The sequence below is a fragment of the Parundibacterium terreum genome, assembly GCF_014636315.1.
Taxonomy (GTDB): Bacteria; Pseudomonadota; Gammaproteobacteria; order Burkholderiales; family Burkholderiaceae_D; genus Undibacterium; species Undibacterium terreum.
In genome coordinates this window covers 1,866,377-1,881,336 of sequence record NZ_BMED01000001.1, presented here as the reverse complement: position 1 = coordinate 1,881,336, position 14,960 = coordinate 1,866,377, and the positions used below count along the sequence as shown (strand labels likewise).

13 protein-coding genes are annotated in these 14,960 nt (G+C 56.6%); 3 read left to right on the top strand and 10 right to left on the bottom strand.

All coding sequences use genetic code 11. The annotated features are described in order from the left end of the window. Window positions 1-32 precede the first annotated feature (32 nt). Genes IEW12_RS08765 through IEW12_RS08755 form a run of 3 tightly spaced genes read right to left on the bottom strand, consistent with a single transcriptional unit; the run spans window position 33 to window position 5,895 of the window. Window positions 33-1,496 (bottom strand): efflux transporter outer membrane subunit, encoded by a 1,464-nt coding sequence (locus IEW12_RS08765; RefSeq protein WP_188565520.1) that lies wholly within the window; start codon window positions 1,494-1,496, stop codon window positions 33-35. A 37-nt stretch (window positions 1,497-1,533) separates the two neighbouring features. After that, a complete protein-coding gene (locus IEW12_RS08760) occupies window positions 1,534-4,686 on the bottom strand; it encodes an efflux RND transporter permease subunit (protein WP_188565519.1) in 3,153 nt (1,050 codons plus the stop codon). Between the two features lie 15 nt (window positions 4,687-4,701). Continuing rightward, window positions 4,702-5,895 carry an efflux RND transporter periplasmic adaptor subunit gene (locus IEW12_RS08755; protein ID WP_188565518.1) on the bottom strand — a complete coding sequence of 398 codons (1,194 nt, stop codon included), beginning with the start codon at window positions 5,893-5,895 and terminating at the stop codon, window positions 4,702-4,704. 494 nt (window positions 5,896-6,389) lie between these two features. Here IEW12_RS08755 and IEW12_RS08750 point away from each other — a divergent pair, with 494 nt between their 5' ends. Further along, window positions 6,390-7,004, top strand: coding sequence for a TetR/AcrR family transcriptional regulator (locus IEW12_RS08750; RefSeq protein ID WP_188565517.1), 615 nt, complete (start codon window positions 6,390-6,392; stop codon window positions 7,002-7,004). A 126-nt stretch (window positions 7,005-7,130) separates the two neighbouring features. Here IEW12_RS08750 and IEW12_RS08745 read toward each other — a convergent pair whose 3' ends face one another. Further along, window positions 7,131-7,640, bottom strand: coding sequence for a DUF1993 domain-containing protein (locus IEW12_RS08745; RefSeq protein WP_188565516.1), 510 nt, complete (start codon window positions 7,638-7,640; stop codon window positions 7,131-7,133). A gap of 140 nt (window positions 7,641-7,780) precedes the next feature. Between IEW12_RS08745 and IEW12_RS08740 the strand changes: the two genes are divergently transcribed. Continuing rightward, window positions 7,781-8,161: a VanZ family protein gene (locus IEW12_RS08740; RefSeq protein ID WP_229750997.1), complete on the top strand. Its 381-nt coding sequence runs from the start codon at window positions 7,781-7,783 to the stop codon at window positions 8,159-8,161. Window positions 8,162-8,179: 18 nt separating this feature from the next. On the opposite strand, the gene IEW12_RS08735 is transcribed toward IEW12_RS08740, so the two are convergent. The 3 genes from IEW12_RS08735 to IEW12_RS08725 are packed head-to-tail and all read right to left on the bottom strand — an operon-like array spanning window position 8,180 to window position 9,787. Then, window positions 8,180-8,839 carry an FMN-binding negative transcriptional regulator gene (locus tag IEW12_RS08735; protein WP_188565514.1) on the bottom strand — a complete coding sequence of 220 codons (660 nt, stop codon included), beginning with the start codon at window positions 8,837-8,839 and terminating at the stop codon, window positions 8,180-8,182. 31 nt (window positions 8,840-8,870) lie between these two features. After that, entirely contained in the window at window positions 8,871-9,365 is a 495-nt protein-coding gene (locus IEW12_RS08730; protein WP_188565513.1) for an OsmC family protein, read from the bottom strand. Between the two features lie 20 nt (window positions 9,366-9,385). Beyond that, complete coding sequence (locus IEW12_RS08725) at window positions 9,386-9,787, bottom strand: GNAT family N-acetyltransferase (protein ID WP_188565512.1); 402 nt, start codon at window positions 9,785-9,787, stop codon at window positions 9,386-9,388. A gap of 120 nt (window positions 9,788-9,907) precedes the next feature. On the opposite strand from IEW12_RS08725, the gene pdxR reads away from it, so the two are divergent. Next, on the top strand, window positions 9,908-11,434 hold the full coding sequence (pdxR, locus tag IEW12_RS08720) for a MocR-like pyridoxine biosynthesis transcription factor PdxR (RefSeq protein ID WP_188565511.1): 1,527 nt from the start codon (window positions 9,908-9,910) through the stop codon (window positions 11,432-11,434). A 1-nt stretch (window position 11,435) separates the two neighbouring features. On the opposite strand, the gene IEW12_RS08715 is transcribed toward pdxR, so the two are convergent. From IEW12_RS08715 to IEW12_RS08705, 3 genes are all read right to left on the bottom strand, one after another. Next, window positions 11,436-12,296 (bottom strand): AraC family transcriptional regulator, encoded by an 861-nt coding sequence (locus tag IEW12_RS08715; protein ID WP_188565510.1) that lies wholly within the window; start codon window positions 12,294-12,296, stop codon window positions 11,436-11,438. A 161-nt stretch (window positions 12,297-12,457) separates the two neighbouring features. Next, window positions 12,458-13,534, bottom strand: coding sequence for an acyltransferase family protein (locus tag IEW12_RS08710; RefSeq protein WP_188565509.1), 1,077 nt, complete (start codon window positions 13,532-13,534; stop codon window positions 12,458-12,460). 252 nt (window positions 13,535-13,786) lie between these two features. After that, on the bottom strand, window positions 13,787-14,875 hold the full coding sequence (locus IEW12_RS08705; protein ID WP_371874521.1) for a PQQ-dependent sugar dehydrogenase: 1,089 nt from the start codon (window positions 14,873-14,875) through the stop codon (window positions 13,787-13,789). Between the last annotated feature and the right edge of the window lie 85 nt (window positions 14,876-14,960).

Sequence of the window (14,960 nt, the reverse complement as noted above, 5' to 3'; positions counted from 1 at the left end):
CTATTCACTACGCGCGCCACACCTGGGCAGCTTCAGTCATTGCCGGTTGTTGCGAGCCCGGCTTCAGGCTGCCAGCCGCCGCCCAGCACCTTATATAGCGTGACTGCATTGCCGGCCTGCGTTAAGCGCGCGCTGATCAGGTTTTGCTGGGCCGTGTACAGTGCCCGCTGCGATACCAGCGAATCCAGATAGGATTCGGCGCCTTTTTTATAACGGGCCTCATGAATGCGGAAACTCTTGGCCGATGCATCGACCAGCGCCTGCTGCGCATCCATGCGCTCATCCAGCGTGCCGTTTTGCGCCAGTGCATCTGCCACTTCGCGGAAAGCCGCCTGTATCGCTTTTTCATATTGCGCTACCGAGATATCGCGGTTGACCTTGGCAATTCCCAGGTTGGCGCGGTTCACGCCGCCCTCAAAAATCGGCAGACTGATTTGCGGAATAAATGACCAGGTGGATGAGCCAGCCTTGAACAGCCCGGACAGCGTGCTGCTGGCACTGCCTGCCGATGCCGTCAGCGAAATGCTGGGGAAGAACGCGGCGCGCGCAGCGCCGATGTTGGCATTGGCGGCGATCAGCGCGCGTTCCGCTTCCAGCACATCGGGGCGGCGCTGCAATACTTCTGACGGCAAGCCTGCCGGCAATGGGGCGAGTTTGCTGACTGCCGCCAGTTCGCCTTGCGGCATCAACTCGGCCGGGACTACGCTGCCGACCAGCAGTGTCAATGCGTTCTGGTCGACGGCAAGCTGCGCCGTGTACACGGCGACATCGCTGCGCGCCGTTTCCACACTGGTTTGCGCGTCGTACATGTCCAGGCCTGAAGTCGCGCCTGCCTTGAAGCGCTGCTTGCTTAAGTCGTAGCTGGTTTGCTGGCTCTTCAAGGTGTCTTGCGCCAGGCGCAGGCGCTCCTGGTCTGCCATCAGGGTCAGATAGCCGTTGGCCACTTCTGCTACCAGGCTGATCTGTGCTGCGCGCCGTGCTTCTTCCGTGCCGAGATAGGATTGCAGGCCCGCTTCCGTCAGGCTGCGTACCTTGCCAAACAAATCCAGTTCATAGGATGCAATACCCAGGCCGCCTGTGTACTGGCGGGATATGGCAGCCTCGCCGCTGCCCGTCATGGTGGACGGCGTGCGGGTGGCTGTCTGGCTGACGCTTGCCGATAGCTTGGGCAGGTAGGCGGCGCGTTCTATGTTGTATTGCGCCCGTGCTTTTTCTATATTCAGCGTCGAGACGCGCAAATCGCGGTTGTTGGCCAGAGCCAGCGCGATGACCTTGCGCAGGCGCTCGTCGATAAAGAATTCGCGCCATTCCAGGTCGGATACCGGCGTGTTGCTGGCGGCAGCTGCTGTAGCGCCAGGGTCGGCTGTTTTATAAGCGGCCCCGGTGGGCCAGGTTTGCATGACGGGAGCGCCGGGGTGCTCATAGGTTGGTGCCAGGCTGCAGCCAGCCAGCAGCGCGAGCGCGGCTGCGGCCATGGCAATGAGAGATGTTTTCATGATGTGCCTCTTGATGTGACTCATATTGCGATGATCTTTACTTTGCTTCCGCTACGTCGTGCGTGGCTGGAGTTGGCGTGGGAGTTGGCGCCTTCTTGCCGAAGAAACCGCGCACCAGGACGAAGAACACAGGTACAAAGAAGATGCCCAGGAAGGTGGCCGACAACATCCCGCCTACCACGCCGATACCGATGGCATTCTGGCTACCCGAGCCGGCACCGCTGCTGATGGCCAGCGGCAGTACACCGAGGCCGAAGGCGATCGACGTCATCAGGATAGGGCGCAAGCGCATGCGGACTGCCTGCAGGGTTGCTTCTTTCAATTCCATACCCTGTTCCTGCAGTTCCTTGGCGAACTCTACGATCAGGATCGCATTCTTCGCTGCCAGCCCGACTACCGTCAGCAGGCCGACCTGGAAATACACGTCGTTCGATAAATGGAAGACCCAGGTGGCGACGACAGTACCTAGCACACCCAAAGGCACTACCAGCAATACCGAGAAAGGGATGGACCAGCTTTCATACAGTGCGGCCAGGCACAGGAACACGATCAGCAGTGAAACGGCATACAGCATCACGGTTTGCGAACCGGAGTCGCGCTCTTCCAGCGACAGGCCCGTCCATTCATAACCTATGCCGGGCGGCAGTTGTGCGACCATCTTTTCGACTTCTGCCATCGCCACACCGGAGCTCATGCCCCGCGCCGGCATGCCCAGCACCTCGACCGAGGATTGGCCGTTATAGCGTTCCAGGCGCGGCGATGCATATACCCATTCACCGGATGCGAATGCAGAAAAGGGAACCATATCGCCATCGGCATTGCGCACGAACCACTTGTTCAGGTCTTCCGGTACCATGCGCGAATCTGCCTGGCCCTGCAGATATACTTTCTTGACACGGCCACGATCGACAAAGTCATTGACATAGGCGCTACCCCAGCCCGTGCTCAGTACCTTGTTGATATCCGCAACTGCCAATCCCAATGCAGTGGCTTTTTGCTGATCGACATTGATCTTGTACTGCGGCGTATCTTCCTGCCCATTGGGACGGACACCGATCAATGCCGGATTCTTGGAGGCCATGCCCAGCAACTGGTTGCGCGCTGCCATCAAGGCATCGTGGCCGACGCCGCCTTCATCCTGCAACTGCAAGTCAAAGCCGCTGGCATTACCCAGCTCAATCACGGCAGGGGGCGCAAAGGCAAACACCATCGCATCCTTGATTTGCGAGAACGTTCCCATGGCGCGGCCGACGATGGCATTGGCGCGCATTGCGGGACCCTTGCGTTCAGACCAGTCTTTCAGCCGCACAAAGGCGATACCTGCGTTTTGCCCGCTGCCACCAAAGGAAAAGCCAGCCACGGAAAACACGGAAGCGACCGCATCTTTTTCCTGCACCAGGAAGTGCTGCTCAACCTGCTGGATCACTTTCAGCGTACGCTCCTGGGTCGCGCCTGTAGGCAGCTGTATCTGTGAAAACAGCACGCCCTGGTCTTCTTCCGGCAGGAAGGAAGTCGGCAGGCGCAGGAAGACAATCGCCATTACGACCAGCACGGCGGCGTACACGATCATGGAACGGCCACGGCCACGTATCATGCTGCCTACCAGGCCCTGATACTTGTCGGTGCTGCGTTCGAAATTGCGGTTGAACCAGCCGAAGAAACCCTTGTTGCTGGCGTGATGGCCTTTTTCAACCTGTTTCAGCAGGGTGGCGCACAGCGCCGGGGTAAATACCATCGCGACGACAACGGACAGCACCATGGAAGAAACAATGGTGATGGAGAACTGGCGATAGATGACACCGGTTGAACCGGAGAAGAAAGCCATGGGCACGAATACCGCCGACAGCACCATCGCAATGCCGACCAGCGCACCGGTAATCTGGTTCATGGATTTACGGGTTGCTTCCTTGGGTGACAGGCCTTCTTCGCTCATCACGCGTTCCACGTTTTCGACGACCACGATCGCATCATCTACCAGCAAGCCTATCGCCAGAACCATCGCAAACATCGTCAACGTATTGATCGAGTAGCCGAAGGCCTGTAGCACGCCGAAGGTGCCGAGCAAGACCACCGGTACTGCCAGCGTGGGTATCAGCGTGGCGCGGAAGTTTTGCAGGAACAGGTACATCACCAGGAATACCAGGATGATCGCTTCAACCAGGGTCTTGACCACTTCTTCAATAGACAGCTTGACGAAGGGCGTGGTGTCATAGGCGACCAGCGCTTTCATGCCGGCCGGGAACTGCTTGCCCATCTGTTCAATTTTCTTGTTCACTGCAGCAGCAGTTTCCAGCGCATTGGCGCCGGTTGCCAGCTTGATGGCGATACCGGTTGCCGGTGCGCCGTTGAAGCGGGCCACCGTGTTATAGCTTTCGCTGCCCAGTTCCATGCGGGCCACATCCTTCAGATGTACCATGGCGCCGCTGGAAGCGGTTTTCAGCAGGATTTCACCAAACTGTTCCGCGGTTTGCAAGCGGCTTTGCGCTGTTACCGTGGCATTCAGTTGCTGGCCGGGCACAGCAGGCGCCCCGCCCAGTTCCCCGGCGGAGACTTCGGTATTCTGCGCGCTGATGGCGTTGATCACATCTGCAGGCGTCAACTGATAGCTTTGCAGCTTTGCCGGGTCCAGCCAGATGCGCATTGCGTATTGCGAGCCGAACAGCGTCACATCACCCACGCCTTCAACCCGGCTGAGCGGGTCAACCACATTGGCGGCGACATAGTCGCCCAGATCGGCCTGCTTCATGCTGCCGTTTTCTGAAACAAAACCCAAAACCATCAGAAAGTTCTTGGTGGCCTTGGAAACGACCAGGCCTTGCTGGGTGACTGCGGCAGGCAGCAGCGGGGTTGCCAGTTGCAGCTTATTCTGTACCTGCACCTGGGCGATATCGGGGTTAGTGCCATTGTTGAAGGTCAGCGTGATGCTGATGCCGCCGGTTGAGTCGCTGGACGAAGACATATAGCGCAAACCGTCTATGCCCTTCATCTTTTGTTCTATGACCTGCGTTACCGCATCTTCCACCGTTTTGGCCGATGCGCCAGGGTAGCTGCCGCTGATGGAGATCGATGGCGGAGCAATGCTTGGGTATTGAGCGATCGGTAAGCCCATGATGGCGGCGATACCGGCCAGCATGATGACGATCGCGACCACCCAGGCGAAGATAGGACGGCCAATAAAAAAACGTGCCATGAAATTTCTCCTGGATTATTGGGCAGCAGGCGCTGCCGGCGCATTGGAGGCGACGGTTGCCGGATTGGGCTTGGCAACGCTGGCCGTTGCTCCGGCGCGTACTTTTTGCAAACCTTCGATGATCACGCGGTCGCCTGTTTCCAGTCCGGAGGCGACCAGCCATTTATCGCCCACAGTGCTGCTAGTGGTCAGGATGCGGGATTCGACCTTGCCGTCCTTGTTCAGGACCAGTGCAGTCGCTTCGCCTTTTGCATTGCGCGTTACGCCTTGCTGCGGCACCACGATGGCCTTTTCATTGACGCCGCTTTCGATGACGGCACGCACATACATGCCGGGCAGCAGGTCATGCCTGGGGTTGGGGAACAGCGCGCGCAGGCTAACGTTGCCGGTACCCGGATCGACGGTAACGTCGGAAAATTGCAGCTTGCCGCTTTCGGCATACTTGCTGCCATCGGGCAGGATCAGGCTCACCCTGGCCTGGCCGCCGGATTTTTTCAGGCTGCCTTTTTCCAGTTCGGTTTTTAAACGCAGTAAATCGGTGCTGGACTGGGTAACGTCGACATAGATGGGGTCGAGCTGTTGCACGGTCGTCAGCGCGGTGGTCTGGCTGGCAGTGACCAGCGCGCCCGGCGTCACGCTGGAGCGGCTGATGCGGCCGCTGATAGGCGCATCCACATGCGTATATTTCAGGTTGATGCTGGCGGTTTCCAGCGCGGCGGCAGCGGATTCGACATCGGCCTTGGCCTGCTCGTTGGCGGCGAAAGCATCTTCATAGTCCTGGCGGCTGACGCCTTCATTCTCGACCAGGTCCTTGTAGCGGGCCAGTTTAGGGCTGCTGGACAGCAGATTCGCCTTGGCCTTGGCCAGCGCCGCCTTGGCTGAGTTGTAGCTTGCCTGGTAGCTTGCTGCATCAATCTGGTACAGCGCCATGCCGGCCTTGACGTCGGAGCCTTCAACGAACAGGCGTTTCTGGATGAGGCCGTTGACTTGTGGACGGACCTCGGCAACCTGGAAGGCCGTGGTGCGCCCTGGCAATTCGGTGGTGATGTCCAGCGGCTGGCGAGTGACGGTATAGACGCCTACCTCTGGAGTTGCAGCATGGGGGGCTTCGGCAGCGGATTTGGAGCAGCCGGCGGCGATGAGTGTTGTGCAGAGCAGGGCTGCTGCCCCCGCCACCCTGCTGGACGGCAATTGAAAGAGAGTTTCCATTTTGGACTTTCCGAAAGATAACAAGGTCTGATTGAGGGCTAAAATTTGTGCTGCAGATTAAAGAATGAACGATCATTCTAATTTATGATTTTCTAAGAATGAACGATCATTCTAATTGTGTCAAGCGCTATTTTTATGAAGGATGGCCGGCTGCCTTGATTAAAAAGAAAGAATTTCTGAGCGTCAAAAGGGCTTTGCCCAGTAGCGCCATCCTTTAATGTTTTCTTTTTGATATGGCAGCGCTGGCCTGAAATTTTTATGTGTTTGCCTCGGCAGGCCGTGCTTGACCAGCAAAACTAGATGCTATTCAATTAATTTTTCAACGCGCAAGCGGCTGTATGCGCGGGCCGGATACAATAGGGCAATGGGAGTCGTGCTGCCCGGAGAGTCCTGTTGCAGATTGACAAAGCTTGTAAGTTTGTCCAAAGTGCAGGGCGCATGGAAAATGCTCAGCATAATGAATTTCATACAGAGAATAAAAGGACGCAGTACTGATGACTAACCCGGAAAAAAAGCATCTTGATCCAGAGCGTGCCCAGGCACGCCGCGATCAGGTACTGAATGCGGCTGCCATCTGTTTTGCTCGCAGCGGTTTTCACGGGGCCAGCATGGCGGAGATTTCCAAGGCTGCCGGCATGAGCCCCGGGCATATCTATAATTATTTCGATGGCAAGGATTCCATCATTGCCGCCTTTGTGGAGCGGGACGTCGAGAGGATTGCGGAAAAATTGTTGAGGATGGGCCAGCAGGAAGACGTGGTGCAAGCCATGCTGGACAATGTGGAATCCGGGGTTACCGAAAACCTGGATCCCAAGATCTGGAGCATTCCGCTGGAGATCAGTGCTGAGGCTGCGCGTAATCCCAAGATCGCGGCCTTGCTACAGGATGCAGACCGCAGGTCGCGCCAGCACCTGCGCGAAAATCTGGTGAAAGCTCGATTGCAGCGAGGCATACAAACCAGCGATGCGGAGCTGGACGGCCGGGTAGAGGCCATTATCGCTTTGTTTGAAGGAGTTTCCTTGCGTTCGCTGAAACATCCTGATCTGGATAAAAAGAGCCTGATCGCAGCCTGCCACCTGGCCCTTAAACCCTTGTTGTTTGACGAGTGACGCGGCGTGTTGTTTTGCCTTGGCCGCATAAAAAAAGCCCCGTTTCAAAGAAGACGGGGCTTTTTGCTTTTCAGTCCAGTGTTGCCTGAACTGGCGATGTAACTATCAACAAAGGTATCAAATGTATCAATAGGTGCCGATATAATCGCGCTTGCCTACTTCAACGCCGTTGTGGCGCAGGATCGCGTAGGCGGTCGTGGTATGGAAGAAAAAGTGCGGCAGCGAATAGTTCAACAGGTAAGACTGTCCAGTGAAGCGCTTTTCTTTCGGTGTGCCGGCTTGCGTAACGATCTCGCGGCCTTCGCTGCCCGCGATCTGTTCTTCTGTCAGACCATTGATGAAAGTCAGTGTCTTGGCGATACGGGCTTGCAGGTCGCCGAAGCTCTGCTCGCTGTCTTCATAGCTCGGTACCTCTACACCGGCCAGGCGGGCAGAAGTGCCTTTGGCGAAATCGCAGGCGATCTGTACCTGGCGCAGCAGAGGAAACATGTCTGGGTACAGGCGGTCTTGCAGATAGGCGCTGGCGTCGATTTTCTTTTCAGTCGCTTGTGCTTCTGCCTTGCTGAGCAAAGCACTCAGGCTGTTCAGCATTTGTTTGAAGACGGGAACTGATGCGGTATACATGGAAATGCTCAAAATACTCTCCGGTGAATTAAACATTCAGGATCAAATGTGGCCAGATGATAGCAGAACTCATAAGCTTATGATTTTTCTGATTCAAAAGCTGTGATGGCTGACTTTGTATCCATCCTGCTGTACTTACTATGCCTATCTTCTTGACCTCTCTACTGCTAGGCAGCCGCTACCGTCCATGGCGGCTGCGCCTTGCGATTATCTTGTATCTGCTGGTGCTGATACTGGGATCGGTGCCGGGAGCACGATTGAAATTAGGGGAACTGGCATCTGGCGGCGTATTGCACTCGCTGACCTATGGCGTGATTACACTGCTGTTGTTTACAGGGCTGAAGTATGCGCGCCTGCGCAATGCGGCGCTGGCCGTGTTGACCGTGATATTCATGGGGGCGCTGGACGAATATGTGCAGAGCTTTTTCCCGTATCGTTCTGCTACCGTGCATGACTGGCTGGTAGACATTGCCGCTGCCGCGATCACGGCGGCGGCCTTATACAAGTGGTGGCCGCAGCGAACGGACGCCTAGAGCGCATTCATCAATAATTCACTGATCTGAGCTATTGCCGGCGACGAGTTTTGCCATTCCCGTTGCATCGCTGCTAGGATGCCTCTGGTTGAGGTCTTCCAGGCTCTGTATCACCTTTTGCCTATCCGCAGAGGGACGGTTCTGGCTGACTTTCCATTTTCCCGCCAGTTTGCTCAGCGGTATTTCTATGCCTATGATGGCTCCCAGCATTTTTTCTATATAGTCTGCCGGCGCATCATCGACTTTCCATGGTGATGCCTGGATGGATTCATGCCGGTTGGTCAGTCTTTGCAGCAGCGCATGTAGCCATGCTGCATCATCGATAACATGCAAAGGACCGTGTGCATGGACCACTGCATAGTTATAGGTGGGCACGACTTTGCCGCTGGTTTGTTTCTCTTCATACCAGCCAGGCGAAATATAGTGCTGCGCAGCCTGGAACACCACCAGCGCTTCGACTTCTTTACTCGCGGTTTTCCATAAAGGGTTATTGCGGGCGATATGGGCGCGCAGGATGCCGTAAGGCGCCTGCTCTGTCGGCGCAGCGATTTCAAATGGAATATGGTTGGCATTCAGGCCGTCCGTATCCAGTGTAACCAGCGTGCCCAGCGGGTGCGCGTGGATCAGCTGGTGCAGGAGTTCCAGCCGTTCTTCTGCAAAGTGGGTGGGGATGTACATGATGTTCCTGGTCTGGTTTGATGGGCTGGAGCTAAGTGGGAAGGGCGGCAGGTAGAGCTGCAGGTAGAGCAGCATTTACGACTATATCGCAGGCCAGCGTATTGGCGATATAGCAGCCGTCATGGGCCTCATGATGGAGCTCGTCCAGTTGTTCCGGGCTGGGCTGTTGTGCGCCGGAAAATACGATGTGCGGACGCAAGGTGATCAGGGTAATCGCCAGTTTTCCCTTGCTGTTTTTATCCATGATGCCTATCGCCTGGTCGCTATAGCTTTCTACCGTGTAGCCCTGCTTGCAGGCCAGCCATAAAAATACCAGCATGTGGCAACTGGAGGCCGCGGCGACCAGGGCTTCCTCGGGATCGACGTTTGCTTCTATCGACATCGGCAAGGGCACCGACAGCGGCGATGAGGAGCCCGGTACAACTGCGCCGCCGTCAAATTTCCATTGGTGGCCGCGGCTGTAGCGGTTGTCGGTAAATACGTCTCTGCCGCGCTGCCATTCTATGTTTGCAGTGTATTGATGCATGCTGCTCTCCTTTTCCTTCCTTAAGCCTCGCGCTTGATGATCCAGCCATTGGCGACGGCCTCAAATCCCACCTTGGGATAATAGGGCATTGCACTTGGCGCTGCCAGCAGCAATAACATGGAGTTATCGCCGGCCAGCTTTTGCACCCGGTCTATCAGCTCCTTGCCTATGCCGCTTTTCTGGTAGGCGAGGTCCACCGCCAGATCAGACAGGTAGCAGCAAAAGCTGAAGTCCGACAATGCGCGGGCGACGCCCACTAGCAATTCCCCATCCCATGCGGTCACCAGGATATTTGCATGTTCAAGCATTTTTGCCATACGGGCGAGATCGTCCACCGGCCGCGTGATGCCGGAGCGCGTGAAGACACCCGCCAGTTGCGGGGGGGTGATGTTTTGTATTGTTTCGTAGCGGAGTTGTGGCATGGCGTTAAGGTGGCGGGCGTATGAGTGAAGGAAGCATCTATCGTAAGGACTTAATTGGCTTTCTAAAAGTGCCAATAAATGATATTTTTAGAATGCCAATCCAAATTTAAAGGCCGTGCCATGCACCAGACACAATTGCTTGCCATGTTGCAACTAGACAGGAACTCCAGTTTGCCTATGTTTCGGCAGCTATATGCCGCTATCAAGCAGGCTATCCTGAACGGCAGCGTGGAGCCCGGCATGCAATTGCCGCCGACGCGCGATTTTTGCAATCTGCTGGATATCTCGCGCCAGACCGTGCTGAATGCGTATGCGCAGCTATTGGCGGAAGGTTATTTGCAGGGTACGGTAGGGCGCGGGACTTTTGTCAGCGACCAGTTGCCGCCATTGAGTGATAGGGGGAGAGCTGACAGTAAGTTGCCCGAGAAGCTGGTGGATACTGCCAGCGCATTGCGCCCTTTGTCGCAGCGTGGGCAGCGTTACGCGCACGTCAACGGCCAGATGCATTTTCATCAGGGAGGGCCGCGTGCGTTCCGGGTGGGCATGCCGGGGCTGGATGCCTTTCCTTTCGATGTATGGGGCCGTCTGGAGGCGCGATTGTGGCGGCGGCCGAGCACGCAGCTGGGGTATGGAGACCCGGCAGGTTTTCGGCCTTTGCGAGAAATGCTGGCGGTTTATCTGAAGGCGGCGCGCGGCGTCAATTGCAGCCCTGACCAGATCATCATCACATCCGGCTCGCAGCAGGCTTTGTTCCTGTTATCCAGCCTGCTGCTGGACCCCGGCGATGCGGCATGGATGGAGTCTCCCGGCTACCGCGGCGCCAGTGCGCCGCTGCAGGCCGCGCAGGCGCGCCTGTGTCCGGTCCCGGTGGATGCGCAGGGCTTGTCGGTGCAGACTGGGGCCCGGCTTTATCCGGATGCAAAACTGGTCTATACGACACCATCGCACCAGTTGCCGCTGGGCGTCACGATGAGCCTGCAGCGCCGGCTGGAATTGCTGGCCTGGGCCGGGACGAATAAGGCCTGGATTATCGAAGACGACTACGATAGCGAGTACCGCTACAAGGGACCTACGCTGGCTTCGCTGCAAAGCCTGGACAAGGCCGGCTGCGTGATCTACGTCGGCACCTTATCCAAGGTCTTGTTTCCCGGCTTGCGCTTGGGCTATATGGTCGTGCCTGCCGCACTGGCTGAGCCCATCATCCAGGCCAAGGCGGTGACGGACAAGCATACGGCGATAGGACCGCAGATGGTGTTGGCCGATTTCATCTCCGAGGGACATTTCAACCGGCATATCAAACGCACGCGGGATGTCTATGCGGAGCGCCGCCATGTGTTGCTGCAGGAATTGCAGCAACACATGGCGGATCAACTGGAGTGCGGTCCCAGCGATGCAGGCCTTGACCTTGCAGTACATTTTTTGCGCAAGAACAGCAGCGCGGAAGACGAGCAGCGCATCGCCCATGCAGGACTGCAGCTAGGGACGGAGCTGAGGCCGCTCAGCCACTATGACTTCCATGCCCTGCAAACAGGGCAGGCGGCTGGCCACAGGCCGGGTTTGCTGCTGGGATTTTCATCGATACCTGCCGATGAAATCCGCAACGGAGTAGCAACACTGGCCAAGATCATGCGGCAGCACCCGTATTAATTTAGCGCAGCGGCAGGTAGATGTCGGTGAGCAGTTCAGTCGGCGCCGTGTCGCGCGGGTTGTTCAGATATTCTTCAAATGCGGGTGCATCGGCGGCCTCCTTGCCGGATTGTGCCAGCCATTCGCCGTATAGCCATTGATAGGCGACTCGCATGTCTGCATACGGCCCCTTGTAGCGCAGCACGGCATAGGTACCGCCGGCGACGTCGCTGGCGGCCAGCGGCGCCAGCAATGCCTCTGCCGGAATGGGGCCTTCAAAGACGACGCCGGCCTTGGAGCGCAATGCCGCTTCCTCCACCGAAAAAGGGTCGTCCAGGTAGATGCCTATCGAGCGCATGCCGGGCCTGAACAACTGGCGAGATGCCAGGCAGCCATACATGGTCTCGAAGGCTTTTCCTATGTCCATATAGGAACCTGTGTGGTCGACAGTGACGGCCTGTATGGCAGGGACGGTTTTTATTTCTACCGGATACATATGCGAGCTCCTGTTTGCTTGCTGTTGTTGAAAGACGGTATGGCTACCCTCCTTGCGGTAGCGCGCGGGCGGCATGCCATACACGGAATGAAAAATGCGGGTGAATGACTGCAGATTGGCGTAGCCGGATTTGACGGCAACCTGGTCCACCGGCAGGTCGCTATGTACCAGGAAACCGGCTGCCCGGTGCAGGCGCAGGCGCTTGACGGTCGCTGCCAGGGTTTCCCCATGCATCGCATGGTAGATGCGGTGCCAATGATAGGCGGACATGCAGGCGATATCGGCCAGCTTGATCAGGTCCAGATCCTCGGCCAGATGTTCGTAGATATAGCTGGTGACGCGCTTGAAACGATTTTCATAGCTGCCGAGCTGGCTGTGGTTTTCCATAAATCCTGTCCGTTTGCTTGTTGATGAAACAATAGCATGGAAGGATTTGACAAATCTTGCGGACTTGTCCGGTCAAGGGGGAGTCAAAGGCAGGGCAGGAGACTGCAAGGAAGGGGGAGTCAGGCCGGCGTCTGGAGCTCCAGCCTGGGGTGTTGCTTGTCTTATTCGGCAGTCGCCGCTTTGCTGACAGCCGGCTTGTTGTCCAGCGCCGGAGATTTTTTGCCTGCATCTTCGGCGAATGGCTTGCTCAGCAGCCACGAGAACGGGCGCAAGATCAGCTTCTGCGTCAGGTCTTCGCAAGCCTGGCGCGAGCATACCCAGACGATCAATGCGCTGACGCCAACGCTGACGACTGCTGTCGGCAAATCGTCCAGTGCAAAAATGTCGGCGGCCAGGCCGGTATGTTCCAGTATCAGCAGAGCCAGTCCATGCCATAAAAATACGTACATGGAACGCTTGCCGACATTGGATAAGCCCAGATCCCTTTGCACCAGCAGATGCAGGAAGGCCAGGCCTACTGCACCCGATACCAGGTAGAGCATGGCCTGATACACGCTGCCGGTCAGGTTTGCCATGCCCAGCCGATGCAGCGAATAGCTGCCGTACAGCCAGCGGTAGTCGAAGTTGGCTTTCATCAGGAAAGAGGCGGCCAGTGCAAATGCGACCACCAGCCCGCTCAGCCACGCCATTTTCTTGGGTATTCTGCTAAATGCATTCGCATGCATGCTCCAGCCGAGCAGGAAGTAGGGGAAGTAATTCAGCGTGCGCGACAGGCTCAGCGTGTAGCCGATATGTTCCGAGTAGGTGGCAACCATGGCCAGCACGATGGCGGCAATGACCGGGAACTGCAGGCGGGCAAAAAGCGGCAACAGCAGGCGCCAGCTCAGCAGGCTCAGCAGATACCAGAGCATCCAGTATGGAGCGATCAGGCCGCTGTAGATGCTCAGCTTGCCTTTCAGGAAAAATTCAACCGCTTCATACAGCACTTCAAAAGCAATCAGCGGCACTACGATATTTTTTACCAATTGGCTGGTATCGCGTTCCTGCATCGTGCTTTTGGAAAACATGCCGGAGACCAGTGCAAACATCGGCATGTGAAAGGAATAGATAAAGATCCAGATCGAGCGCAGGAAATGGTCGTTCGTTATGTGCATCTCGATGAAATGGCCGAATACGACAAAAAATATCAGGACGCCTTTGATATTGTCGATACTGGCGCTTCGGTTCTGCTGGGACATCGTAACTCTTTGTAAATAAAGGTGAATCTTGAAAAGACGCCATGATATCGAATCGACGGCTGTTAAGGGGAGCTTAGTTTGTAACGAAATTATGGAATGTGCGAATTTCCACATAATCAGGTGAAAATTCACGATATTTGATGCGTGAAAAGCAATTTTCAGGCCCGTATCCAGGGATATGGCGCAAGCAGATAGCAGGGTTTTAGTGAAAAGTTAATTGCCGGAGGCGCGGGCAGGGCCCACCGCCAGCATTTATTCTGGCCGCAGCCGAATCAGGTAGCCGGGATTTTCGTCTGTGAGCAGGTAAAGCAGGCCATCTGGCCCCTCTCGTACATCGCGCACGCGCTGCTGCAGGTCTTCCAGCAGTTTTTCTTCACGCACCACCTTGCCGTCACGCCATTCCAGCCGGTCCAGGTAGCGGAACTTGAGCGAGCCGACAAACATGCTGCCTTGCCAGGCCTTGCCATAGCGGTCGCTGCGCAGGAAGGCCAGCCCTGATGGGGCAATAGAGGGCGTCCATTGGTGCAGCGGTTGCTCCGTGCCTGCCTTGGCGGTGATGCCGTCGCCTATCTTGCCGCCGCCATAGTTTTCGCCAAAGGTAATCACCGGCCAGCCATAATTTTTCCCGGCCTCCGGCTTGTTGACTTCATCCCCGCCTTGCGGACCGTGCTCATGTGTCCATAGGCGGCCATCCGGACCCAGTACGGCACCCTGCATGTTGCGGTGCCCATAACTCCAGATTTCAGGCAAGGCGCCCTTGGTATGGACAAAGGGATTGTCTGCGGGTATGGCACCGTCCTTGTTGATGCGGATGACTTTGCCCAGATGATTGTCCAGTTTTTGCGCGTCCTCCTTGCGGATAAAACGCTCTCCCAAAGTCATGAACAGCGTGCCGTCACTGCTTTCGACGAGACGGCAGCCGAAGTGCAGATTGCTGGCGACCTTGGGCTTTTGGCTGAATAATACTTTCACTTGCTCCAGCTTCTTGCCATCGTCCGACAGGCGTGCCGAAGCCAGTGCGGTGGAATTGCCGTCGCCGTTGGCGGCCGGCTCTGCATAGCAGAAGTAGAGGGTTTTATTCTCGACAAAGTGGCTGTCCGTGATGAGGTCGAGCAAGCCGCCTTGCCCTTTTGCATCCACCTTGGGCAGGCCGGCAACAGGCGCACCCATGGACCCATTTGGCTGTATCAGCCGCAGGCGGCCCGGACGTTCTGTGACCAGCATCTGGCCTTTGCCGATGAAGGCAATCGCCCATGGATGGTCCAGGTTCTTGTTCAGAATTTCCATCTGTATTGTTGCCGCTTGCGCGCTAGCCGGCATGACAGACAGAATTAGCGGCATCACTGTGGCCAGCCGTGCGGCAAGGACCAACTTCAAACTGGATTTATTCATAGGACCCCGATATACCTATCCATACGCTATCCAT

Coding starts and splice junctions, on each gene's coding strand:
- IEW12_RS08765 (WP_188565520.1), bottom strand. CDS start 1,496: ATGAAAACATCTCTCATTGCCATGGCCGCAGCCGCGCTCGCGCTGCTG.
- IEW12_RS08760 (WP_188565519.1), bottom strand. CDS start 4,686: ATGGCACGTTTTTTTATTGGCCGTCCTATCTTCGCCTGGGTGGTCGCG.
- IEW12_RS08755 (WP_188565518.1), bottom strand. CDS start 5,895: ATGGAAACTCTCTTTCAATTGCCGTCCAGCAGGGTGGCGGGGGCAGCA.
- IEW12_RS08750 (WP_188565517.1), top strand. CDS start 6,390: ATGACTAACCCGGAAAAAAAGCATCTTGATCCAGAGCGTGCCCAGGCA.
- IEW12_RS08735 (WP_188565514.1), bottom strand. CDS start 8,839: ATGTACATCCCCACCCACTTTGCAGAAGAACGGCTGGAACTCCTGCAC.
- IEW12_RS08730 (WP_188565513.1), bottom strand. CDS start 9,365: ATGCATCAATACACTGCAAACATAGAATGGCAGCGCGGCAGAGACGTA.
- IEW12_RS08725 (WP_188565512.1), bottom strand. CDS start 9,787: ATGCCACAACTCCGCTACGAAACAATACAAAACATCACCCCCCCGCAA.
- pdxR (WP_188565511.1), top strand. CDS start 9,908: ATGCACCAGACACAATTGCTTGCCATGTTGCAACTAGACAGGAACTCC.
- IEW12_RS08715 (WP_188565510.1), bottom strand. CDS start 12,296: ATGGAAAACCACAGCCAGCTCGGCAGCTATGAAAATCGTTTCAAGCGC.
- IEW12_RS08710 (WP_188565509.1), bottom strand. CDS start 13,534: ATGTCCCAGCAGAACCGAAGCGCCAGTATCGACAATATCAAAGGCGTC.
- IEW12_RS08705 (WP_371874521.1), bottom strand. CDS start 14,875: ATGCCGCTAATTCTGTCTGTCATGCCGGCTAGCGCGCAAGCGGCAACA.